The 23,339-nt window shown below is 54.2% G+C and carries 18 protein-coding genes; 8 read left to right on the top strand and 10 right to left on the bottom strand.

The genetic code is table 11. The features are described 5' to 3' along the window. The coding region (locus WCC56_RS02155) for a response regulator (RefSeq protein WP_149016636.1) at positions 1-320 on the bottom strand (320 nt) is incomplete at its 3' end. A gap of 290 nt (positions 321-610) precedes the next feature. On the opposite strand from WCC56_RS02155, the gene greB reads away from it, so the two are divergent. From greB to WCC56_RS02130, 5 genes are all read left to right on the top strand, one after another. Beyond that, positions 611-1,090, top strand: coding sequence for a transcription elongation factor GreB (gene greB / locus WCC56_RS02150; RefSeq protein WP_424690799.1), 480 nt, complete (start codon positions 611-613; stop codon positions 1,088-1,090). Between the two features lie 96 nt (positions 1,091-1,186). Next, positions 1,187-3,523, top strand: coding sequence for a Tex family protein (locus WCC56_RS02145; protein WP_424690798.1), 2,337 nt, complete (start codon positions 1,187-1,189; stop codon positions 3,521-3,523). 148 nt (positions 3,524-3,671) lie between these two features. Further along, positions 3,672-3,896 (top strand): ferrous iron transporter A, encoded by a 225-nt coding sequence (feoA, locus tag WCC56_RS02140; RefSeq protein ID WP_424690797.1) that lies wholly within the window; start codon positions 3,672-3,674, stop codon positions 3,894-3,896. A 13-nt stretch (positions 3,897-3,909) separates the two neighbouring features. After that, on the top strand, positions 3,910-6,213 hold the full coding sequence (gene feoB / locus WCC56_RS02135; RefSeq protein ID WP_424690796.1) for a Fe(2+) transporter permease subunit FeoB: 2,304 nt from the start codon (positions 3,910-3,912) through the stop codon (positions 6,211-6,213). A gap of 111 nt (positions 6,214-6,324) precedes the next feature. After that, positions 6,325-8,013, top strand: a complete 1,689-nt coding sequence (locus WCC56_RS02130; protein ID WP_424690801.1) for a sugar phosphorylase — start codon at positions 6,325-6,327, stop codon at positions 8,011-8,013. 100 nt (positions 8,014-8,113) lie between these two features. Here WCC56_RS02130 and WCC56_RS02125 read toward each other — a convergent pair whose 3' ends face one another. Next, a complete protein-coding gene (locus WCC56_RS02125) occupies positions 8,114-8,383 on the bottom strand; it encodes a DUF1471 domain-containing protein (RefSeq protein WP_424690795.1) in 270 nt (89 codons plus the stop codon). Positions 8,384-8,551: 168 nt separating this feature from the next. After that, positions 8,552-9,328 (bottom strand): pimeloyl-ACP methyl ester esterase BioH, encoded by a 777-nt coding sequence (gene bioH / locus WCC56_RS02120; RefSeq protein WP_424690794.1) that lies wholly within the window; start codon positions 9,326-9,328, stop codon positions 8,552-8,554. Positions 9,329-9,362: 34 nt separating this feature from the next. Here bioH and gntX point away from each other — a divergent pair, with 34 nt between their 5' ends. After that, complete coding sequence (gntX, locus tag WCC56_RS02115) at positions 9,363-10,046, top strand: DNA utilization protein GntX (RefSeq protein WP_424690793.1); 684 nt, start codon at positions 9,363-9,365, stop codon at positions 10,044-10,046. A 58-nt stretch (positions 10,047-10,104) separates the two neighbouring features. Beyond that, complete coding sequence (nfuA, locus tag WCC56_RS02110; protein WP_424690792.1) at positions 10,105-10,680, top strand: Fe-S biogenesis protein NfuA; 576 nt, start codon at positions 10,105-10,107, stop codon at positions 10,678-10,680. Between the two features lie 68 nt (positions 10,681-10,748). Here the strand turns inward: nfuA and malQ are convergent, their stop codons facing one another. The 6 genes from malQ to glpE all read right to left on the bottom strand — a co-directional run bounded on the left by malQ (position 10,749) and on the right by glpE (position 19,056). Continuing rightward, positions 10,749-12,836: a 4-alpha-glucanotransferase gene (gene malQ, locus WCC56_RS02105; RefSeq protein WP_424690791.1), complete on the bottom strand. Its 2,088-nt coding sequence runs from the start codon at positions 12,834-12,836 to the stop codon at positions 10,749-10,751. A 9-nt stretch (positions 12,837-12,845) separates the two neighbouring features. Then, positions 12,846-15,245, bottom strand: coding sequence for a maltodextrin phosphorylase (gene malP, locus WCC56_RS02100; protein ID WP_424690790.1), 2,400 nt, complete (start codon positions 15,243-15,245; stop codon positions 12,846-12,848). A gap of 141 nt (positions 15,246-15,386) precedes the next feature. Further along, on the bottom strand, positions 15,387-16,805 hold the full coding sequence (locus tag WCC56_RS02095) for an arabinose isomerase (RefSeq protein ID WP_424690789.1): 1,419 nt from the start codon (positions 16,803-16,805) through the stop codon (positions 15,387-15,389). Between the two features lie 233 nt (positions 16,806-17,038). Then, entirely contained in the window at positions 17,039-17,797 is a 759-nt protein-coding gene (locus WCC56_RS02090; RefSeq protein ID WP_424690788.1) for a DeoR/GlpR family transcriptional regulator, read from the bottom strand. Positions 17,798-17,835: 38 nt separating this feature from the next. Further along, positions 17,836-18,657 (bottom strand): rhomboid family intramembrane serine protease GlpG, encoded by an 822-nt coding sequence (glpG, locus tag WCC56_RS02085; RefSeq protein WP_424690800.1) that lies wholly within the window; start codon positions 18,655-18,657, stop codon positions 17,836-17,838. 69 nt (positions 18,658-18,726) lie between these two features. Continuing rightward, a complete protein-coding gene (gene glpE, locus WCC56_RS02080) occupies positions 18,727-19,056 on the bottom strand; it encodes a thiosulfate sulfurtransferase GlpE (RefSeq protein ID WP_424690787.1) in 330 nt (109 codons plus the stop codon). Positions 19,057-19,286: 230 nt separating this feature from the next. Between glpE and glpD the strand changes: the two genes are divergently transcribed. Then, positions 19,287-20,795, top strand: coding sequence for a glycerol-3-phosphate dehydrogenase (gene glpD, locus WCC56_RS02075; protein ID WP_424690786.1), 1,509 nt, complete (start codon positions 19,287-19,289; stop codon positions 20,793-20,795). A 78-nt stretch (positions 20,796-20,873) separates the two neighbouring features. On the opposite strand, the gene glgP is transcribed toward glpD, so the two are convergent. Continuing rightward, positions 20,874-23,321 carry a glycogen phosphorylase gene (gene glgP / locus WCC56_RS02070; RefSeq protein WP_424690785.1) on the bottom strand — a complete coding sequence of 816 codons (2,448 nt, stop codon included), beginning with the start codon at positions 23,319-23,321 and terminating at the stop codon, positions 20,874-20,876. Between the last annotated feature and the right edge of the window lie 18 nt (positions 23,322-23,339).

The raw sequence follows: 23,339 nt of genomic DNA, 5'->3' as shown, positions 1-23,339 counted from the left end.
AAGGGTTTTGGAATGTAGTCATCAGCACCGATTTCCAGGCCCACGATACGGTCCACTTCTTCGCCTTTCGCCGTGACCATAATGATCGGCATTGGGTTGCTCTGGCTGCGCAGACGGCGGCAGATAGACAGGCCATCTTCACCAGGCAGCATCAGGTCCAGCACCATCAGGTGGAAGGATTCACGAGTCAGCAGACGATCCATCTGCTCAGCGTTCGCTACGCTACGCACCTGGAAACCCTGTTCGGTCAGATAGCGCTCCAGCAACGCACGTAAACGCATGTCGTCATCCACGACCAGAATTTTGTAGTTCTCTTGCATGTCGATACTCCCAAAGGCGCAATTGCCCGAGCTATTATTTTCAAAAAAGATGCCTGAATGTAACAGTCAATAATGGTTTATATTCTAGCCGAAATTGTTACAAAGCATATTAAACAGCAGCTTATCTTTAATTTTGACCGAAAAACCTGCGCTAGCGCACAGCTTTTTCAGCGCGAATAGTCAGGACAAACAATCAGTAAGCGCCGGCAGAAAAATGCAGAAGAGATTTGCATCGCTGCGCGCCGCGCAACAAAATAGTCGCAGCATTCCTGTGAAAGAAATGGATTACGATGAAAACCCAACTGATTACCCGCGAAGGTTACGACAAGCTGAAGCAGGAACTCGACTTTCTCTGGCGGGAAGATCGGCCTGAAGTGACTAAAAAGGTGACCTGGGCCGCCAGCCTCGGTGACCGCAGTGAAAATGCCGACTACCAGTACAACAAGAAGCGCCTGCGGGAAATTGACCGCCGCGTGCGTTATCTCACCAAATGCCTGGAGCAGCTGCGTGTTGTGGAGTATTCCCCGCAACAGGATGGCAAAGTTTTCTTTGGTGCCTGGGTAGAAATTGAAAATGACGAGGGTGACGTTAAACGCTTTCGCATTGCGGGCTACGACGAAATATTTGGCCGTAATGACTACATTTCTATCGATTCACCGATGGCCCGCGCGCTGCTGAAAAAAGAGGTCGGCGATTTGGCGGTAGTCCCCACGCCGGTTGGCGATGCGAAGTGGTATGTGGTGGCTATCGATTACGTTAAACAATCCTAATCACGCGGATCTGGGCGCTGAGAGTCGCCCGGCGACTGGCAATTTCCGCCTGCAATCCGTATAACTGTCCGCTGTCTATAAGCCATAAAGTAACCGATGATGAAAGATTCGCTGAGCCGCATAATTGCAAGTGAGCTGCAGGCGCGAGCAGAACAGGTTGATGCCGCTGTCCGTCTGTTGGATGAAGGGAATACCGTGCCGTTTATCGCACGTTATCGTAAGGAAGTGACCGGCGGCCTGGATGATACCCAGCTGCGTATGCTGGAAACCCGCCTGAGCTACCTCAGGGAACTTGAAGAGCGACGCCAGTCGATTCTGAAATCTATCGGCGACCAGGGTAAGTTAACCGATGAGCTGAGCACCGCCATCACCAACACCCTGAGCAAGACCGAACTCGAAGACCTTTACCTGCCTTATAAGCAAAAACGCCGCACGCGCGGGATGATCGCACTTGAAGCTGGCCTGGAACCGCTGGCGGAAACGCTGTGGCAGGATCCCTCGCAAGACCCTGAGCAGCTTGCCGCGACCTTTGTGGATGCGGATAAAGGCGTTGCTGATACTAAAGCCGCCCTTGATGGCGCGCGCTATATCCTGATGGAACGCTTCGCTGAAGACGCGGCTCTGCTGGGCAAAGTCCGTGACTACCTGTGGAAAAATGCCCATCTGGTGTCCCGCGTGATCGAGGGTAAGCAGGACGAAGGTGCGAAATTCCGCGACTACTTCGACCACCACGAAGCGCTGGCTACTGCGCCTTCTCACCGTGCGCTGGCGATGTTCCGTGGCCGCAATGAAGGGATCCTGCAGCTGTCGCTAAACCCCGATCCGCAGTTTGATGAGCCGCCACGCGAAAGCCACGGCGAGCAGATCATTATCGATCACTTACAGCTGCGCCTGAATAACGCTCCCGCTGATGGCTGGCGCAAAGCCGTTGTCAGCTGGACCTGGCGCATCAAGGTGCTGTTGCACCTCGAAACCGAGCTGATGGGCACCGTACGCGAACGTGCTGAAGATGAAGCTATCAACGTCTTTGCCCGTAACCTGCACGATCTGCTGATGGCCGCTCCGGCTGGCATGCGCGCCACGATGGGCCTCGATCCAGGCCTGCGTACCGGCGTGAAAGTCGCTATCGTTGATGCCACAGGTAAACTGGTTGCCTTCGATACGATTTATCCGCACACCGGCCAGACGGCAAAGGCAGCGGCCGCCGTTGCCGCACTTTGCACTAAACATAACGTTGAGCTGGTTGCCATCGGCAACGGCACCGCTTCACGTGAAACAGAGCGCTTCTACCTCGATATTCAACAGCAATATCCGCAGGTTCAGGCGCAGAAAGTGATCGTCAGTGAAGCAGGCGCATCGGTCTATTCCGCCTCTGAACTGGCCTCGCTGGAATTCCCTGATCTCGACGTTTCCATCCGTGGTGCCGTGTCGATCGCTCGCCGTTTGCAGGATCCGCTGTCCGAGCTGGTGAAAATCGACCCGAAATCTATCGGTGTCGGCCAGTATCAGCACGACGTCAGCCAAAGCCAGCTGGCGAAGAAGCTGGATGCCGTAGTAGAAGACTGTGTGAACGGCGTTGGCGTCGATTTGAACACGGCTTCAGTGCCGTTGCTGACCCGCGTGGCGGGCCTGAGCAAAATGATGGCGCAGAACATTGTCAGCTGGCGTGACGAGAACGGCCGCTTCCAGAATCGCCAGCAGCTGCTAAAAGTCAGCCGTCTGGGGCCAAAAGCCTTTGAGCAGTGCGCGGGCTTCCTGCGTATTAACCAGGGCGATAACCCGCTGGATGCTTCAACGGTTCACCCGGAAGCCTATCCAGTAGTGCAGCGCATTCTGGCCGCGACTCAGCAGGCGTTGAACGAAGTGATGGGCAACCCGACCGAGCTGCGCAATCTGCGGGCCGTCGACTTTACTGACGACAAGTTCGGTGTGCCGACCGTGACCGATATCATCAAAGAACTGGAAAAACCGGGCCGGGATCCACGTCCTGAGTTTAAAACCGCCCAGTTCGCTGAAGGTGTTGAAACCCTGAACGACCTGCTGCCGGGGATGGTGCTGGAAGGTGCAGTGACCAACGTCACCAACTTTGGCGCCTTCGTCGATATCGGCGTGCATCAGGATGGTCTGGTGCACATCTCCTCACTGTCTGACAAGTTCATCGATGACCCACACAAAGTGGTCAAAGCGGGCGATATTGTCAAAGTGAAAGTGATGGAAGTCGATTTGCAGCGTAAGCGCATTGCGCTGACCATGCGTCTTGACGAGCAGCCGGGCGAAACCAACGCCCGTCGCGGAGGCGGCAACACTGCCGGCCGTGATAACGCTAAACCAGCTCAGGGCAAGGCTCGTCCTCGTCCGGCGGCTCAGCCAGCTGTCAGCAATAATAGTGCGATGGGTGATGCACTCGCCGCGGCTTTCGGTAAAAAACGCTAAGCCGTGATAAGAGCGGGTCTGCGGGCCCGCTTTTGACTCCCTTCTCTCTTTTCCCTCAAGCTTGTTCTGCATCAATAAGACCGTGAATAGTTCTCATTATAATTGCCACCGTTGATAATCACGGCGCTTCCGGCCGCCAGGTGGAACTATGCAGATCGTCTCGCAGCAGCACTATAAAATCGTCAGCTTCTCTCCCTCCGTCAGCGCTGCTTTCCGGCAGAAATTGCTCTCGCTTGGGCTACTCCCCGGAGCCAGCTTTCAGGTCAAACGTATTGCCCCGCTGGGCGATCCGGTACAGATCGAAGTTCGCCGCGTCAGTCTGATGCTGCGGAAAAAAGACCTGGCCTTCCTGCAACTGGCGTCTCAGAGCTGAGAGGAGCAACAAAATGACACCCTGCACCATTGGCCTGATTGGCAACCCTAACTCGGGCAAAACCACGCTTTTTAATCAGTTAACCGGCGCGCGGCAGCGAGTGGGCAACTGGGCTGGTGTGACGGTTGAGCGTAAACAAGGCCAGTTCACGACGAAAAGCCACGCCGTCCAGCTGGTCGATCTGCCTGGCACCTACTCCCTGACCACTCTTTCAGCCGACAGCTCGCTGGACGAGCAGATTGCCTGTCACTACATGTTAAGCGGCGAAGCGGATCTGGTGATCAACGTGGTCGACGCCAGTAATCTGGCGCGTAATCTGTGGCTGACTCAGCAGCTTCAGGCGCTGGGCGTTCCCTGTATTATTGCCCTGAATATGCTCGATATCGCCGCCAGCCAGCAGATTGATATCGACGTTCCTGCCCTTGAAAACCAGCTTGGCTGCCCGGTTATTCCGCTGATTTCTACCCGCGCTAAGGGCATTGAACAGCTTAAACAGGCGATTGACAGCCATTCACGCCATTCAGGCCGGTTCGACGTTAGCTATCCAGCTGAAATCCTGGCGCAAGTGGCAACACTCAGTGAGGCAATGCCTGCAGACAGAAGCACGGCACAGCGCCGCTGGCTGGCATTACAGCTGCTGGAGGGCGATATCTACAGCCGCACTCAGGCTAGCGAAGCCGCTGAAAAACTTCAGGTATTTTCAGACCTGCAACAAGCGCCCCTGAAGATTGCTGCGGCCCGCTATCAGGCGATTGATGCCGTATGTGAAGCCGTCACCGTACCCCAAAATGCTACCCCGCACCGCCTTTCAGCAAGGCTGGATAGTCTGGTGCTGAACCGCTGGCTCGGGCTGCCGATTTTCTTTTTCGTGATGTACCTGATGTTCTTCTTTGCCATCAATCTGGGCGGCGCACTGCAGCCGCTGTTTGATTTGGGGTCTGCTGCGGTGTTTATTCACGGAACGCAGTGGATTGGGGCAATGTTGCATTTCCCTCTGCCGCTTACGCTATTCCTGGCTCAGGGCATCGGTGGCGGGATTAATACGGTGATGCCTCTGGTGCCGCAAATCGGCCTGATGTATCTGTTCCTCTCGCTGATGGAAGACTCAGGGTATATGGCGCGCGCCGCCTTTGTGATGGATCGTCTTATGCAGGCGCTGGGATTACCTGGGAAATCCTTCGTGCCATTGATTGTTGGCTTCGGCTGCAATGTGCCCTCCGTTATGGGAGCCCGCACGCTGGATGCCCCGCGTGAACGCCTGATGACCGTGCTGATGGCCCCCTTTATGTCCTGCGGTGCCAGGCTGGCGATTTTTGCCGTCTTTGCGGCAGCTTTCTTTGGCCAGAGCGGCTCACTGGTGGTGTTCAGTCTTTATCTGTTAGGCATTGTGGCCGCGATCCTGACCGGGCTTCTGTTGAAAAAAACCTTGCTGCGAGGTGAGGCGTCGCCGTTTGTGATGGAACTGCCGACCTGGCATGTGCCGCATCTGAAAAGTCTGCTGCTGCAAACCTGGCAGCGGCTGCAAAGCTTTGTGCTGCGCGCAGGTAAAGTGATCGTAGTGGTTAGCGTACTGATTGGCGCGCTGAACAGCTTCTCGTTCAGTGGTCAGCCGGTAGACAGCATCAACGATTCGGCGCTGGCTACCGTCAGTCGCGCCCTCACGCCACTGTTATCGCCAATGGGCGTACAGCAAGATAACTGGCAGGCCACGGTGGGCCTGGTGACCGGGGCAATGGCGAAAGAGGTCGTGGTTGGGACGTTGAATACGCTTTACACCGCTGAAGCCCTGCACGAGCAGCCGTTTGACGCCACCAGCTTTAGCCTGACAGGGGAACTTAAACAGGCGCTGACAGAAACCTGGGATGGCGTTAAAGAGACATTCAGCCTGAGCGTCCTGTTAAACCCGGTTGAAGCCAGCAAAGGCGACGGCGAAATGGCGACAGGCGCGATGGGGATTATGCACAGTAAGTTCGGCAATGCGGCAGCCGCCTACAGCTATCTGATCTTCGTACTGCTGTATGTCCCTTGCGTGTCGGTGATGGGGGCGATTGCCCGCGAAAGTAGCCGAAGCTGGATGTTTTTCTCGATTGGCTGGGGACTGAATCTGGCTTACTCGTTGGCCACCGTGTTTTATCAGTTGGCCACCTTCACCGAGCATCCTCAGTCCAGCAGCCTGATAGTACTGGCCGTTGCTGGTTTCAATCTGCTGCTGTGGCTGCGGCTGAAAACCCTGACCTTACCGCCGGAGCGCCTGACGTTAAGAGTGGTTACTGACCAGCCCTGTACGGGCTGTGCCAAAAGCGGGCGCTGCCACTGATTTTGTTAAAGAGAAGCAGAAGGAAAGGCCGTTGAAGTTGCGATTCTGCTTCAACGGTCTACAGTGAAAACTATCGTGCTGTGGATAAATGCGGCGGCTCACTGCATCTCAATGGATAACATTACTCCCTTACTCGACAAAATTTATGACGGCACTTTTCCCCTCGCCTGTCGGGAAAAGCTGGCAGATGCCCTTCTGCGCACCCGCAACGAACTGACTCATCAGCGTAAAGCCCACTGGGACGAAAAAGACGTGGTGCTGATCACCTATGCCGATCAGTTCCGCGAAGCGGATAAACCCACGCTACAAACCTTCTCACGCTTTTATCAGCAGCACCTGCAATCCAGTTTTACGCTGGTCCATCTGCTGCCATTTTTCCCCTATTCCTCGGACGATGGCTTTTCGGTCATTGATTACCATCAGGTCAACGAGATTTGCGGGGACTGGTCAGACATTGCGGAGTTGCACGAGCAGACGCGGTTGATGTTTGATTTTGTCTGCAACCATATGTCTGCCCATAGCGGCTGGTTTAAACACTATCTGGCACAGGATCCCGGTTGGGATGACTTCTTTATCAGCATGCCGCCTTCCACCGATTTGAGCACCGTGACGCGTCCCAGAACGTCACCGCTGCTGACGCCATTTAAAATGGCGGACGGTGAAACTCGCTTTATCTGGACCACCTTCAGCGCCGACCAAATCGACCTGAATTTTGCCAATCCTGAAGTGCTGCTGAGCATGGTTAACGTGCTGCTAGATTACCTGGCAAAAGGGGCTGATTATGTCCGTCTGGATGCCGTTGGCTATATGTGGAAAACGCCGGGGACTTCCTGCATCCACCTCGAAAAAACCCATCTGCTGGTCAAACTGTTCCGTGCCATAACCAATGCCGTAGCGCCGGGTACGGTGATCATCACTGAGACCAATGTGCCGCATAAAGACAACATCAGTTATCTGGGTAACGGGCAGGATGAAGCGCAGATGGTTTATCAGTTTTCGCTGCCGCCGCTGGTGCTCCATGCTATCCACAATGGCTCAGCACGTGCCCTGAAACAGTGGGCCGCCTCTCTTGATGGTTCCGGCGGAACAACAACCTGGTTTAATTTCCTGGCCTCGCACGATGGCATCGGCCTTAACCCGCTAAGGGGGATTTTACCGGAGACGGAAATCGTTTCGCTGGTCAGGGATCTGGCGATGGAAGGGGCGTTGGTTTCCTATAAAAACAACCCGGATGGCAGCACCAGCCCTTACGAAATCAACGTCACCTACATGGATGCCCTGAACAAAAAAGACGATGACGACAGCACGCGGCTGCAACGATTTATGCTGGCCCACGCCTTATTACTGGCCTTTCCCGGCGTGCCTGCACTCTATATTCAAAGTATTCTTGGCTCGCGTAACGATATGGACGGGGTGAAAACCGCCGGGCATAACCGGGCGATTAACCGGCAGAAATACAGCCTCAGCCAGATTGAAGCGGCGTTGAGCGACCCCCATTCATTACGTTACCAGGTCTACCACTCACTCTCCAGGCTGGTACAGCTAAGAACCCGGCAAACGGCCTTCCATCCGGACAATCCGATGCAGGTGTTAGAGGGGGATAACGCGCTTTTCGTGATGTATCGCTGGTCCGAAAAAGATCATCAGACGCTGCTGTGCATTTATAACCTGAGCAACAGAGAAATCCTTTATACGTTGCCGGATGCCAGGCGCTATCGCGATATTCTTACTGACAGGATATTCGAAGGGGAGAAGCCACTGACGTTAACGCCGTTATCTTACCTGTGGCTGAAGAGCTGATGATAAAAATGAATGAGCGAAAGGCAGGGAAGACGCTGCCCTTCGCTTTAAATGACTGGCATCTGTAAGCGGATTAACAGATGCCTTTTAGAACCAGGACTTACTTATAAACGTCGGCTATTCCACTAAATTTGCCGTGTTCACGACCGGCGATAATCAGATAGTATTTCCCACCCTTTTCATCCGCTTTTTCAGACAGATCTTTTTTGGCATCCATTGGGGAAGTCGCTTCCGAAGTGGTGGTCACCGTACCAATTTTTTCGAGGTTCATTGTCTTAACTTCTTCTTTGGTCACTTCTTTGGCCGCCATGGCCGTGAAAGAAACCGAGCCTACCAGCAGGCTAATCGCAACAGTTTTAAAGATCTTCATCAAAGACACTCCTGAAATAGTAGTTAGGAATAAGCAATCGCTTGATGAGAATTCAGGGAGGGAAAAACGAGCTAACTCCCTGACAGCTCAGAGGTAATCAGTAAGCGATCCTGCTTACAAAGGTAATTATTACCCGTAATGAATAATTCGCCAGTTTTTCGCCAAAGTTTATGCGTGATTTTTTGAGCCGAAATCAATCAGTTGCTGGCAGAAAGCGTCGGGATGAGAAATGAACGGCGCGTGTGCGGATTTTTCAATGATAGCGGATTCGCTGGCAGGCCACGCGGCATCTAGCAACGGCACAATTTTACGGGGTACCAGACCATCCAGTGAACCATAAATTCGCAGTAACGGCAGCGTCAGCGCGTTCATCTCTTCACGCAGATCGACCGACCGTAAAATCTCCAGCCCGGCGTTCAACACCTCGACCTCAGGCGCGGGCAACGCCAATACCACGCTTTTGAGGACGCGGGCATCCTGCCTGGCACTTTCCGTTCCCAGCGTCTGTAAAGCAAGGAATCGCTCTACGGTGCGCTGGAAGTTTTCACTCAGCTGCTGCTGGAAGCCCGTTAACGTCTCTGGCTTGATGCCTGGCCAGCCTTCCCCAGCAGAAAAACAAGGTGAAGAGGCGACGGTGATCAGTCCCTGCACAAGCTCAGGGTGCAATAAAGCCAGCTTGCTGGCGACCAGCCCGCCTAATGACCAGCCCAGCCACAGCGCTTTTTCCGGGGCCTGCGGCAACAGTGTCTCAACCATCTGTTCAAGGCTCATTGGCGCAAATTCCCGGCTGCGGCCATACCCTGGCAGATCCACCAGATGCAGACAAAAATGCGGGCTAAGTCGCTCTACCACGTTTTGCCAGACACCGGCATTCAGCCCCCACCCGTGCAGCATCACAAGATGGCGATCGCCAGTGCCGATTGTCTGCCAGTAAAGCTGTGTCATCCGTTATTGTCCTGTTTTTGCCATGGAGGCCGCTATGCTACCAATGCCCGGCACGTGTTGGCTATGCCAGATGCCGCTGACCTTTGCCCACCACGGCATTTGCAGCGTTTGCCTGCGCCATCTTCCGCCCCTGCCAGCGTGTTGTCCTCGCTGTGGCCTGCCGTCAGCTAACACGCTGACTGACTGCGGTTCCTGCCTGCTTAAACCGCCTTACTGGCAACAGATGATTGTGGTCAGCGACTGGCGGCCACCGCTCAGTGACTGGGTGAAGCGGCTAAAATTTTTCCGGGCAACCGCACTCTCGGCCATGCTGGCCAGGCTGCTTTTGCTAAGCTGGTTAAGTGCGCGCAGGAAGCACAAGCTGCGCAGACCTGACCTGCTGCTCTGTGTACCCTTACACCAAACGCGCGCCTGGCAACGGGGCTATAATCAGATGGATGAAGTGACCCGCCATCTCTCCCGCTGGCTTAACTGCCGCTATGCCGTGGCGGGGATTTCCCGGCAAAGAAAGACCCGGATCCAGCACCAGCTGCTGGCTGTCGCACGGAGGAAAAATTTACGTGGGGCGTTCAGGGTTGAAATGGCGGTGAAAGGGCTGCATATCGCATTAATAGACGATGTGGTCACCACCGGCAGCACCGTTGGGGAGATCAGCCGCATTTTGTTGGCCGCAGGCGCGGCCAGCGTGCAGGTATGGAGCCTGTGCCGAACCTTGTAGAGCGTCGGCGATGGGCGTAATATTGTTAATTAATTGTCTAAACTATTGAGCAATCGCCATGATCCTAATAACTGATTCTGCGCAAGAGCACTTCGCAAAACTGCTGTCGAAACAGGAAGATGGCACCCAAATCCGTGTATTCGTAATCAATCCAGGTACGCCAACAGCCGAATGCGGTGTCTCTTACTGCCCACCCGATGCAGTAGAAGCCACCGACACCGAACTCAAGTTTGAGAAGCTGTCTGCCTATATTGATGAACTCAGCGCCCCTTATCTGGATGATGCTGAAATTGATTTCGTCACCGATAACCTGGGCTCTCAGCTGACGCTGAAAGCGCCAAACGCCAAAATGCGTAAGGTGAACGACGATGCGCCGCTGATTGAACGCGTTGAATATCAGCTTCAGGCGACGATCAACCCCCAGCTGGCCAGCCACGGCGGTAAAGTGTCGCTGATGGAAATCACCGATGACGGCTTCGCCATCCTGCAATTCGGCGGCGGTTGTAACGGCTGTTCAATGGTCGATGTGACCCTGAAAGAAGGCATCGAAAAAGAGCTGCTGATCGCCTTCCCTGAACTGAAAGGCGTCCGCGATCTGACTGAACACCAGCGCGGCGAGCACTCTTTCTACTGAGTGTTGCTAACGGGCGGATCCTTCCGCCCGTTTCCTTTTCACGGCTAACTTCCCCTTGCGTTCTGCCGCTACTTCCCGCTGTTCTCTCCAGCCTTACGTCTGCGATTAATATCCTTAATCAGCCTGTTCACCCGCGCATCAGCAAACATCGCTTCCAGCGTTACACTCAGCTTCCTGCGCCAGTTGGGATACTGATCGGTGGTGCCCGGCACGTTTACCGGCTTATCCATATCCAGCCAGTCCTCAGGTTGTAACCCAAGCAGCGCACTGTTGCTGTCAGCAATAAACCGCTGCATGCCGCGATTCAACTCCGGGGTCATTTTCATCACGCTGGCTTTTTTGCCACTGCCTTTAGACAGGCAGCCATACTGGTGCAAAGCGGTGAGTAACGCCTGCTTTTGCCTGGCGCGATCCTGATAAAGGCTGTGCAGCACCACTTTGTCCGGATACAGCCCCAGCCGTTCACCCAGCAGCAGGTCTCCGGCATTCCAGAAGCCGCGCAAGGTTGGCAGATCGTGTGTGGTCGCACTCGCCATCGACTGCCGGGGCCAGGCCGCCGGAGAACGATACTGGTCCATATTTTCCTGTTCGAAGTACAACACCTTCCAGGAGTAGATCCCGCCGTCACGCAGCAATGAGACGATTTCCCTGGGGACGGTTCCCAAATCTTCCCCTATCACCATGCACTGATTTCGCTGGCTCTCAAGCGCGAGGATTGCCAGTAAATCCTCTACCGGATAGTAAACATAGGCACCGAAGTTGGCCGTTTCACCGTAGGGGATCCACCACAGCCGCAGCATCGACATCACATGATCGATGCGGAGCGCGCCGCAACTGGCCATGTTCGCCCGGACCAGGTCAATAAACGGCTGATAACCTCTGGCAGCCATGACGTGGGGATCCATCGGCGGCAGACCCCAGTTTTGCCCCAGCGGCCCCAGAATATCCGGCGGCGCACCGACGGAAGCACCAAGGCAATACAGCTCAGGATCGCACCAGGTTTCCGAGCCGCCTTCCGCCACGCCCACAGCCAGGTCACGGTATAAACCGATGGGCATATTGCGCTGCTGGCTGAGCTGCCAGCACGCATCAAACTGCTGGTTTGCCAGCCACTGTAACCACAGCCAGAAGCGGATTTCAGACTCTTGCTGCTGGCAGAACTGCGCCACTTCTTTGGAGTGCGCCTGCTGCAGCGTCTTCGGCCAGACAGGCCAGCCCCAGCGGTCAGGATTGTCTGCCAGCATAATGGCATGCAGCGCATCATAAGCCGCCTGCCAGTAAAGGCTGCTGCCGCCTTCAGCAATAAAGTCGTTAAAGAGAACCACATCAGGATCACGCTCTTTACGCTTACTAAAATGCTGCCACGCGTGGCGCAGACCACTGATTTTCAGCTCGCCTACTCGTGCGTAATCCACCCAGTCACTTTCACGGGCTTTGGCAAGCTGCTTTTGCGTGCCCTTTTGCAGCCACCAGCGTTGCGCCGCTTTGCCCTGCTGGAAATCCGGCACGGCAGCCACATCGATATACAACACGTTCAGCCAGCGCCGGGACGAGGGACTGTACGGGCTGGCATTTTCCGGACTGGCGGGATAAAGAGAGTGAATGGGATTCAGGCCGATAAACGCCCCTCCACGATCGGCCACTTCCACCAGCATCCGTTTTAAATCGCCGAAATCACCCATTCCCCAGTTCTGTTCAGACCGGACGGTGTAAAGCTGAACGCAGGAACCCCACAGTTTTTTGCCCTGCAACAGCGGCTCCGGTTCATAGCAGCGTTTGGGTGCCACAATAATCCGGCACGGCCACTGCTTTTCACCCTGATGAAGCTGAAGTTGGTGATAGCCAAAGGCCAGATTGGCAGGCAGTTTAATCGCCTCGCCACCGTTAACCGTGCCACTGTGTTCACGTCCGTTTTCCATCATCAGCTGCCACTGATATTCGCCCTTACCGGCCACATCCAGTTGCAGCGAACGCTTACGGATAAACACTTTGCAGGAGGGAACCGGGCCTGCTTTTGCCTTTCGCTGATCCGACATTGCTGCCAGCAACCGCTGGCGAATGCTCAGCTCAATCTCTTCCGACTCACCTCTGGCATTGATGTATTTTGTGGCGATCCCAGCGGCGGCGGCTTCCTGTTCAAATTTCTTCTTGTCCATGATGTCTCCTTAGCGCTTTGCCTGCCAGATACGCTGCTGATAATCGCGAATGGAACGATCGGAGCTGAACATTCCGGTACGGGCGGTATTCAGGATTGTGGCGCGGGTCCAGCCTTCTTTATCCAGCCACAACGTCTCCACCCGCTTTTGCGCTTCGATATAGCTGTTGAAATCGGCCAGCACCAGCCAGGGATCGCCGCCCTTATCCAGGCTGTTCAGCATCAAATCGAAGGCATGTTTATCGCCGTCACTAAAGAAGCCTTTTTCCATCTCCTTCAACAGGCCATCAAGATGCTTATCCTTTTTACGCAGTTTCTTCGGTGAATAACCGCCTGCTTTCAACGCCTTCACTTCATACACTGAGTTGCCGAAGATAAAGATGTTCTCTTCTCCCACCTGTTCGGCTATCTCTACATTTGCCCCATCGAGCGTCCCGATGGTTAACGCGCCGTTCAGCGCCAGCTTCATGTTGCCGGTGCCGGAAGCTTCGTAGCCTGCCGTGGAGATCTGCTCGGAAAGATCGGCCGCCGGGATCATCAATTCAGCCGCTGTGATGCGGTAGTCGGGGATAAACACCACTTTCAGCTTGTCGCCGACCAGCGGATCGTTATTGATTTTCTCCGCCACTTTATTGATGGCGTAGATGATATTTTTGGCGAGGTAATAGCCCGGCGCAGCTTTGGCCCCGAACAGGAAGACCCGAGGAACGACCTCCTTTTTCGGATTGTCGCGGATCTCTTTATAGCAATGCAGAATATGCAGCAGACCAAGATGCTGGCGCTTGTATTCATGCAGGCGTTTGATTTGCACATCAAACAGCGCGTCAGGGCTGACTACAATGCCGGTCAGATGGTTGATGTAGTCGGCAAGGCGCACCTTGTTATCATGTTTAATCTGACGATAGCGCTTACGGAAGGCTTTGTTATCGGCGAAGGGTTCCAGCCCTTTCAGCTCATCCAGCTTATTGGCCCATTCAACTTTCAGCGTCTCATCAATCAGTCCGGCCAGCGCCGGGTTGCATTGCTTCAACCAGCGGCGCGGTGTGATGCCGTTGGTCACATTATGGAATTTGTTTGGCCACAGCTGGTAATACTCAGGGAACAGATCTTTTACCACCAGTTCAGAGTGCAAAGCCGCCACCCCGTTAACCGCAAAGCCGCTGACCACGCAGAGGTTCGCCATCCGCAGCTGATGGTCGTAAAGGACCGCCAGCTTCTCCCACATGGCTTCGTCGCCTGGCCAGTGTTGCTCGACCACCTTTTTAAACCGCTTGTTGATCTCATTGACGATCATAAAGTGCCGTGGCAACAGCGCACGGAACAGCCGTTGATCCCAGCGCTCAAGCGCTTCCGGCATCAGCGTGTGGTTGGTGTAAGCGAAGGTCCTGCTGGTGATGGCCCAGGCATCGTCCCAGCCCATCTGATGCTCATCAAGCAGCACGCGCAGCATTTCAGGAATGGCAATCGTAGGATGGGTATCGTTCAGCTGAATGACTTCATAATCCGGCAGCTCGGCAATTTTTCGCCCGGCCAGATGGTGGCGGCGCAGAATATCGGCCACTGAACAGGCGCACTGGAAATATTGCTGCATCAGCCGCAGCCGTTTGCCATCCTGATGGTTATCGTTGGGATACAGCACTTTTGTCAGCTTTGCTGCATCAATCCCCTGCTGTTCGGCCTTCAGGAACTTGCCGTCGTTAAACAAGGTCAGATCGAACGGATGCACATGCGTGGCCTGCCACAGGCGCAAAGGCTGAGTGATGCCATTGCGATAGCCGGTTACGGGCAGATCCCAGGCCTCACCGCGCAGGGTAAACGCCGGGTCCCAACGGAATCCGCTGCCATTCTTAACCACTTTACCGCCCAACCCGACATTCACATCCAGTGCCGCATTGTGGCGGAACCACGGATAGCTGTTGCGTTGCCAGTCATCCGGGGCTTCAAACTGCTGCCCATCCTTAAAGGACTGGCGGAACAGGCCATATTGATAGTTCAGCCCATAGCCAATCCCAGGTTGCCCGACCGTGGCCATCGAATCCAGATAGCAGGCAGCCAGTCGGCCCAGGCCACCGTTGCCCAACGCCGGATCCACTTCTTCTTCCAGCAGCTCGCTCAAATCGCACTGATGTTTTGCCAGGCTCGCCTTTACTTCGTCATACCAGCCAAGATTCAGCAGGTTATTGCCGGTGAGCCTGCCAATTAAGAATTCCATCGAAATATAGTTAACGTGGCGCTGCTTTTTAGTCTGTTTTGCTACGGGCAAGGCCGCCAGCAACTCGGCCAGCGCCCCGCTGAGGGCCTGCCACCATTGATGCTGAGTCATTTCACTGGCTGAAGCTAAACCCAGATGTTGCCACTGACGGGTAAGGGCCGCGTCAAAACGCGCCTGATTGAATTTCTGCTGCGACATACCGCTTCCTTATAAAAAGGGAAAAAAGGCAAGGTGCAAACCGGCTAACGACCCTTACAGTTAAGACCGGAACAGAAAAAAATGCTCACCCGTTAAGGAGATAAACGCCAAAAAAGGTGAGCCAGGACGAACCGCGTTAACTCAGGCGATTTTACAGGCCTGGATGTTGAGCCGTTTTGCCAGCGCTTCAATCACCTTTCCCTGATGACCAGAACCAATAGCACAATGATGGGCGGGGCCGCCCAGGCACCATTTTTCGGTAAACTCTCTGGCAGAGAGCGGGAAACGGTAATTGCTGTTGGTATTGCCGATATCAAGTACGCCGCCAGGCACAGATTCCCCCTCCGCATACTGCAAGACCACCACGCCGCCCTTTTTCTCTACCACTGAAAGGAACGTGATCGGGCCAAAGGCAACGGACATCTGGATAGAAACGCCGTTGCCCGGCTTACCATGATAAACAGGGAGTGGCACCAGTTTGACTCTGCTGTTGGCCATTTCAGGATGCGCAGGGCCGTCATGTCCCCACTGCACCGTATCGTTATCAAAATTGATGCCATAGGGTTCAGAAAAAGAGCCACCAGCCCCGATCAGGCTGAGGATTTTCATGGCAATCACATTTTTAATTTCACATTCCCCGGCGACAGGAATGCCTTTACCCGTCAGCAGGGTATTACCCAGAATCACCGACGTGGCGATATTTTCATGCTGCGAACCTGGCGCACCTTCGTAATAGTAAGCCACGGCACCCAGCGAATGCCTGCTGACCAGTTTGTCCAACACCACTGAGGTTTTCACTGCCCGATTTATTTCACTCACCTCACAGGCTCGATCCACTTCCATAACGGCATGCACTTCAGCAGACTTTTTCTCGATGTCCTGGTCAGTGATGGCCGCCAGACTTTCCGTCAGCTCACAAAACTCCAGAATTTTGAATCTCACGCCAAACTTTGCCGACAGATTGGTCAGGTCTGCATAGACGTCATACATCCCGTTATAGTAATGGCCAAGCACGCCGATATTGCAGCGCTGTAAAGCTTCGGCAAGTCTCAGCGCGGTAAGATAATGTCCAATTTTTTGCCATGCCTGCTCATCGTTCAAATAGCCCACTACCAGCTCAAAACCTATCTCCGCGCGTTGCAGAACATTCGCCATCTCCGGCGCAGTACAAGCCTGACAATGCGCGAGCCACTGACCGGTTCGGATCGCCCGATCGTCGATTTGGTTGATTCGCTCATGGGGAACCTGGGTTTCAGGCTGAAGGGCCAGTATCAGAACCGGCACATTGAGTTTTTGCAGCAAGGGCAGTACCGTCGAACTTAGTGCATAGGTCGTGATATAGAGAACGAGTGCGTCCACCTGCGATGCACGAAATAAGCTGGCCGCTTCATCTGCGCGGTCGTTATTATCCACCAGGCCGCCGTTAATGACCGCGATGTCATCAGACGCCAGACGGGTTGCCACACAATCAAGATAGCCTTCCAGCTGCTGTTTTAATCCCTCGAACTGAGGCCAGTAAGTCTCCAAACCAATACCAAACACGCCTAATCGAATGCTCATCATCTTCCCCTGATAATCAGAACGTTGTCGTTCACCCGGACAGATGAACGAAGAGTGCTCTGGAAAATAACGCGCAGGAAGAGAGCAGGCATCTATGTGAATGCCAACCGTAGCGGAAGAGTGTCTTTTTTATCAAGGAGGCGACGATCGCCTTCACTTTTTTAGAGAAAGCAGGGCTTACAGAGAGAAGAATGGGATGGCTTGCCGACCAGAAAGCGGTCGGCATTTTTACCTCAGCACAACTCCAGATGCACTTCGTGCTGCTCGATGGTTTGCATCACGCTTGGGGGCGGTGCCTCATCGGTAAACAGGTAGTCGATCAGACTCATATTCCCCAGATTAACCATCGCGTTACGGCCAAACTTGGAGTGGTCTGCCACCAGCATAACGCAGCGGGAGTTTTCAATAATCGCCCGTTTGGTGCGGACTTCGTGATAATCGAAGTCCAGCAGCGACCCGTCCATATCGATGCCGCTGATCCCCAGAATACCGAAGTCCAGCCGGAACTGAGAAATATAGTCCAGCGTGGCTTCACCCATAATGCCGCCATCGCGGGTACGCACTTCCCCACCGGCGACAATCAGGCTGAAATCGGGTTTCGACATCAGCAGCATCGCCACGTTGAGGTTGTTGGTCACCACCCGTAGATTGCTGTGATTCAGCAAAGCGTGGGCCACGGCCTCTGGCGTAGTACCGATATCAATGAACAGCGATGCGCCGTCAGGGATTTGACTGGCAACGCGCTGAGCAATGCGGGCTTTTTCGGCCGACCACATCATCTTACGATCCTGCCAGGCGGTGTTTTCCGAACTGGATGGCAGGGCTGCCCCGCCGTGATGACGTTGAATTTTATTCTGTTCTGCCAGGTCGTTCAGGTCGCGACGGATGGTTTGCGGGCTGACGGCAAAATGATCCACCAGCTCTTCCGTACTGACATATCCCTGACGACGCACTAATTCGATAATGGCGTCATGACGTTGCGTTTGCTTCACAAAACTCTCCTGTCCGGGCATCCGTGCTGATTATTGCTTTAGGATCTTTTAACGTGTCGGGTATCAACAAAGGCCATAGCCAGGCCAACCAACAGGCCGGTAACGTGCGCAGCGTTGGCAATGGATAAGCCAAACCAGCCCATATAGCCCACGACCAGCCAGACAACCGCGAAGGCCATCAGCCCACGCTCCAGGAAAATGCCACTTTCCGGGTCGCGCTCGCCTCTCAGCCATGCATAGCCCATCAGTGCATAGACGGCGCCAGACAGTCCGCCGAACATCACACCGCTATATTTAGACTGCATCCAGCCGCTGAGCAACGCCGAAATCAACAGGATGACTAACAGCTTGCCGCTGCCCAGCCTTTTTTCCACCGCGCCGCCCAGATACCACCACCACATCAGGTTGAAGATGATATGCAGAATCGAGAAGTGCAGCAGAGCATGGGTGAACCAGCGCCACAACTCAAAGTGCTGATCCGCATCCGGCCAGGCCAGCAGGCTCATCACCGTCTGGTCACCGAAGACCTGCATCAGCAGATAAACAACAATACAGACCCCCATCACGGACAGCGTCAGCGGCCCGGCACGCTGGCGGATATTAGCCAGCAACGAAGAGCTCTGATAGTGAATACCGGTAGAAGTACTGCCGGAATGCCAGCTCGCCGCCTGGTAGCGCGGATGGTTAGGGTCGCGGATAAACTGGCTAAGTTCGTTTTCGACCAGATTGACTTTCGAATCATCATCCAGCCAGACCGTATAATGGTTATCGTGCTCCACTCGCAGCGCAATGCCGCGGGTAGCCATATAGTCCACAAAGGCTTGTGCCATGCGGGGGTTGGAGAATTCAGTGATGCGCATCATCGCCGTCGAAAGTCTCTGTTAATTAAAACGAAAGAACAGTATACCGCACTGTTTCAAGGGGGTCAGTTAAAGCGCAACGGCTTCTACCTGCTGCGGGAACACCACGCGCCAGGCTTCAAAGCCGCCATCAATGCTGAACACCTGGTTAAATCCCTGGTTCAACAGATACTGCGCAGCACTTTTACTGCTGTTGCCGTGGTAGCACATTACCAGCACTGGCGTAGCGAAATCTGACTGTTCTATAAAGCCCTGCAGTGACTCATTGGTCAGGTGAAACGCCCCGCTGGCATGGGCTGCGGCATAACTTTGTGGATCGCGAATATCAACCATCAACGCGTTGTGGTCGGTCAACTGTGCCTGTGCCTGTTGCACGTTGATGCACTCAAATTGTTCCATGGTGGGGTCTCGTCAAAGTCAGACAAACAAGCCTTATTGTAACGCGAAGGTTGCCTGGAATAACCCGAATTGTTGCAGGGTTAATCGCCTTTTCTTTGCTCAATTATGTTACCCACATCACGCATAAATGTTTTTATTCGGTTAACGCTGGCATCAATGTGCGAATACGATTATTATTATGCTCGAAAACGAACATTTAAGAACTATTCCGAACATCGGGGGAAGATGACGTGGAAACCAAAGATCTGATCGTAATCGGCGGCGGCATCAACGGCGCTGGCATTGCAGCTGATGCTGCAGGACGCGGCCTGTCTGTGCTGATGCTGGAAGCGCAAGATTTGGCCTGCGCGACCTCTTCCGCCAGCTCAAAATTAATCCACGGTGGCCTGCGCTACCTGGAGCATTATGAATTCCGTCTGGTCAGCGAAGCGCTGGCCGAACGTGAAGTGCTGCTGAAGATGGCGCCGCACATCGCTTTCCCTATGCGTTTCCGTTTACCGCACCGTCCGCATCTGCGTCCGGCATGGATGATCCGCATCGGTCTGTTTATGTATGACCATCTGGGTAAACGTACCAGCCTGCCGGGCAGCAAAAGTTTGCGTTTTGGCTCAGATTCGGTACTGAAGCCTGAAATCGTGCGCGGTTTCGAATATTCCGACTGCTGGGTCGACGATGCGCGTCTGGTTGTGCTGAATGCGCAGGAAGTTGAAAAGCGCGGTGGCGAAGTCCGTACCCGCACTAAAGTGACCCGCGCATGGCGTGAAAATGGCCTGTGGATGGTGGAAGCTGAAGATATCGACAGCGGTAAAACCTTCACCTGGCGCGCCAAAGGTCTGGTCAATGCGGCTGGCCCTTGGGTTAAACAGCTGTTTGATGACGGCCTGAAGCTGAAATCGCCGTACGGTATCCGCTTGATCAAAGGCAGCCACATCGTGGTGCCACGCGTTCATACTGAGAAGCAGGCTTACATTCTGCAGAACGAAGATAACCGTATCGTATTTGTCATCCCATGGATGGACGAATTCTCGATCATCGGCACCACCGATGTGGAATACAAAGGCGATCCGAAAAACGTTCATATCGACGACAAAGAGACCGAGTATCTGCTGAAGGTGTTCAACGGCCACTTCAAAAAGTCGATGAGCAAAGAAGATATCGTCTGGTCCTACTCCGGCGTGCGTCCGCTGTGTGACGATGAATCTGATTCACCGCAGGCTATCACCCGCGATTACACGCTGGACGTGCGCGATGATAATGGTCAGGCTCCGCTGCTCTCTGTGTTTGGTGGCAAGCTCACCACTTACCGTAAGCTGGCTGAACATGCGATGGAGAAGCTGTCGAAGTACTATCCGAAAGCTGGCCCGGCGTGGACCAAAACCTGCGTACTGCCTGGCGGCGATATTGCCGGGACGCGTGAAGATTACGCGGCCAGCCTGCGTCGTCGTTATCCGTTCATCACTGAAGGCATGGCGCGTCATTACGCCCGCACTTACGGTAGCAATACCGAGAAGCTGCTGAGCGGAGCAACCAGCCTGGAAGAGTTGGGTGAACTGTTTGGTCACCACTTCTATGAAGCTGAACTGCGTTATCTGATGGAGAACGAGTGGGTACGTGAGCAGGACGATGCGCTGTGGCGCAGGACCAAAATCGGTATGTGGCTGAATGACGAGCAGCGCGCCCGCGTAGGCGAGTGGCTGGCGCAGCATGCTAAAAAACCGGCGTTGTCACTGGCTTCGTAACCCGTCCAGTCGGCGCGATAAAAAGGGGCAGAATGTGAATTCTGCCCCTTTTACATTTTCAGTTTTTAAAAAATCAGATTACAACCGGACAGGTTTGATCCCCCAAATTTCATCAGCGTATTCCTGAATCGTTCGGTCAGAAGAGAAGTAGCCCATGTTGGCGATATTCAGCAGCGCTTTGCGCGTCCACTCATCCGGATGACGATAGAGTTTATCGACCTTATCCTGAGTATCCACATAGCTGCGATAGTCGGCCAGCAACTGATAATGGTCTCCCAGATTCACCAGCGAATCGAACAGGTTACGGTAGCGGCCTGGCTCCTGCGGGCTGAAGGTTCCGGTGGCCATTTGCGTCAGCGCCTGATGCAGCTCGGCATCCTGTTCGTAAATCTTGTGCGCGCTGTAGCCATTCTGACGAAGCTCCTCAACCTGCGGCGTGGTGTTACCGAAGATAAAGATATTCTCTTCGCCCACATGCTCCAGCATCTCGACATTCGCCCCATCAAGGGTGCCGATGGTCAGCGCCCCGTTCAGCGCAAACTTCATATTACTGGTGCCTGAGGCTTCTGTACCGGCCAGCGAAATCTGTTCAGAGAGATCCGCCGCCGGGATAATGATCTGCGCCAGGCTGACGCTGTAGTTGGGAATAAAGACCACCTTCAGCCTGTTATTCACCAGCGGATCGTTGTTAATGACCTTCGCCACATCGTTGATCAAGTGGATGATGTGCTTGGCGGTGTAGTAAGCAGAAGCGGCCTTACCCGCGAAGATATTCACACGCGGCACCCAGTCGGCTTCAGGATCCGCCTTGATGCGGTTATAGCGGGTGATCACATGCAGCACGTTCAGTAGCTGACGCTTATATTCGTGGATACGTTTGATCTGCACATCAAACAGCGCATGCGGATCGATAACCACTCCCATTTTCTGCGCAATGTAATCTGCCAGCCGTTTTTTGTTATGCAGCTTGGCTTCGCTGATCTGCGCCAGGAAGCTGGGGTAATCGATGTGCTGTTTTAACTCATCCAGCTGGCTCAGTTCGGTACGCCAGGTGCGGCCAATCGCCTCATCCAGCACGCCGGAAAGTTTCGGGTTCGCCAGCGCCAGCCAGCGACGAGGCGTCACGCCGTTGGTTTTATTACAGAAGCGGCCAGGGAACAGGGCCGCAAAATCAGCAAACAGCGACTGCACCATCAGATTGGAGTGCAGCTCAGAAACACCGTTCACTTTGTGGCTGACCACTACCGCCAGCCAGGCCATGCGGATTTTACGGCCGTTGTTCTCATCAATGATGGAAATGCGTGACAGCAGCTCCCAGTCATCAGGGTAGTAATCCTGAATCGTTTTCAGGAAGTAGTCATTAATGTCGAAAATGATTTGCAGATGGCGTGGCAGGATTTTGCCGATCATATCTACCGGCCATGTCTCCAGCGCTTCTGTCATCAGCGTATGGTTGGTGTAGGAGAACACCTGACAGGTGATCTCAAACGCATCATCCCAGCTGAATTTATGCTCATCAATCAACAGGCGCATCAGTTCCGGGATAGCCAATACCGGGTGGGTGTCATTCAGGTGAATGGCAATCTTGTCGGCGAGGTTGTCGAAGGTCTGATGCATCCGCCAGTGACGGCTCAGAATGTCCTGCACCGTAGCCGAGACAAGGAAGTACTCCTGACGCAGACGCAGTTCACGGCCTGAATAGGTCGAGTCATCCGGATAAAGCACGCGAGACACGTTTTCCGAATGGTTCTTATCTTCTACCGCCGCAAAATAATCGCCCTGGTTGAATTTCCCCAGGTTGATCTCATTACTGGCCTGTGCGGACCACAGACGCAAGGTGTTGGTAGCATCGGTGTCATAACCTGGAATGATCTGATCGTAGGCCATCGCCTGCACTTCTTCCGTCTCCAGCCAGCGGGAACGGCTGCCCTCAAGCTGAATACGTCCACCAAACCGGACTTTGTAACGGGTGTTAAACCGCTGGAACTCCCAGGGATTGCCGTACTCCAGCCAGTAGTCTGGAGACTCTGCCTGACGGCCATCGATGATATTTTGTTTGAACATGCCATAGTCGTAGCGGATGCCATAGCCCCGGCCTGGCAGCCCCAACGTGGCGAGGGAATCAAGGAAGCACGCAGCCAGTCGCCCCAACCCGCCGTTGCCCAAGCCTGGATCACTCTCTTCCTCAATCAGGTCTTCCAGATTGAAGCCCATCTCCTCCAGCGCGGCCTGAGCATCATCGTACATGCCCATCGCCAGCAGCGCATTGGAGAGGGTTCTGCCTACCAGAAACTCCATCGACAGGTAATAAACCTGCCTCACATCCTGGGAAAGCTGCGCCCTGTTGGAGCGCAGCCAGCGTTCTACCATCCGGTCCCGCACCGCGAGCAGCGTGGCATTCAGCCACTCATGCTTATTGGCAATAGAGGGATCTTTGCCGATGGTAAACATCAGCTTATAGGCAATAGAGTGTTTCAGCGCATCGACGCTGAGCGTGGGAGCGGTATAGGTGAAAGGTGCGTTCATATCAAAATTCCCATAGCC

The organism is Erwinia sp., from assembly GCF_049696395.1.
In the GTDB taxonomy this organism is placed as follows: Bacteria; Pseudomonadota; Gammaproteobacteria; order Enterobacterales; family Enterobacteriaceae; genus Erwinia.
This window is presented reverse-complemented; position numbering and strand designations above follow the sequence as displayed.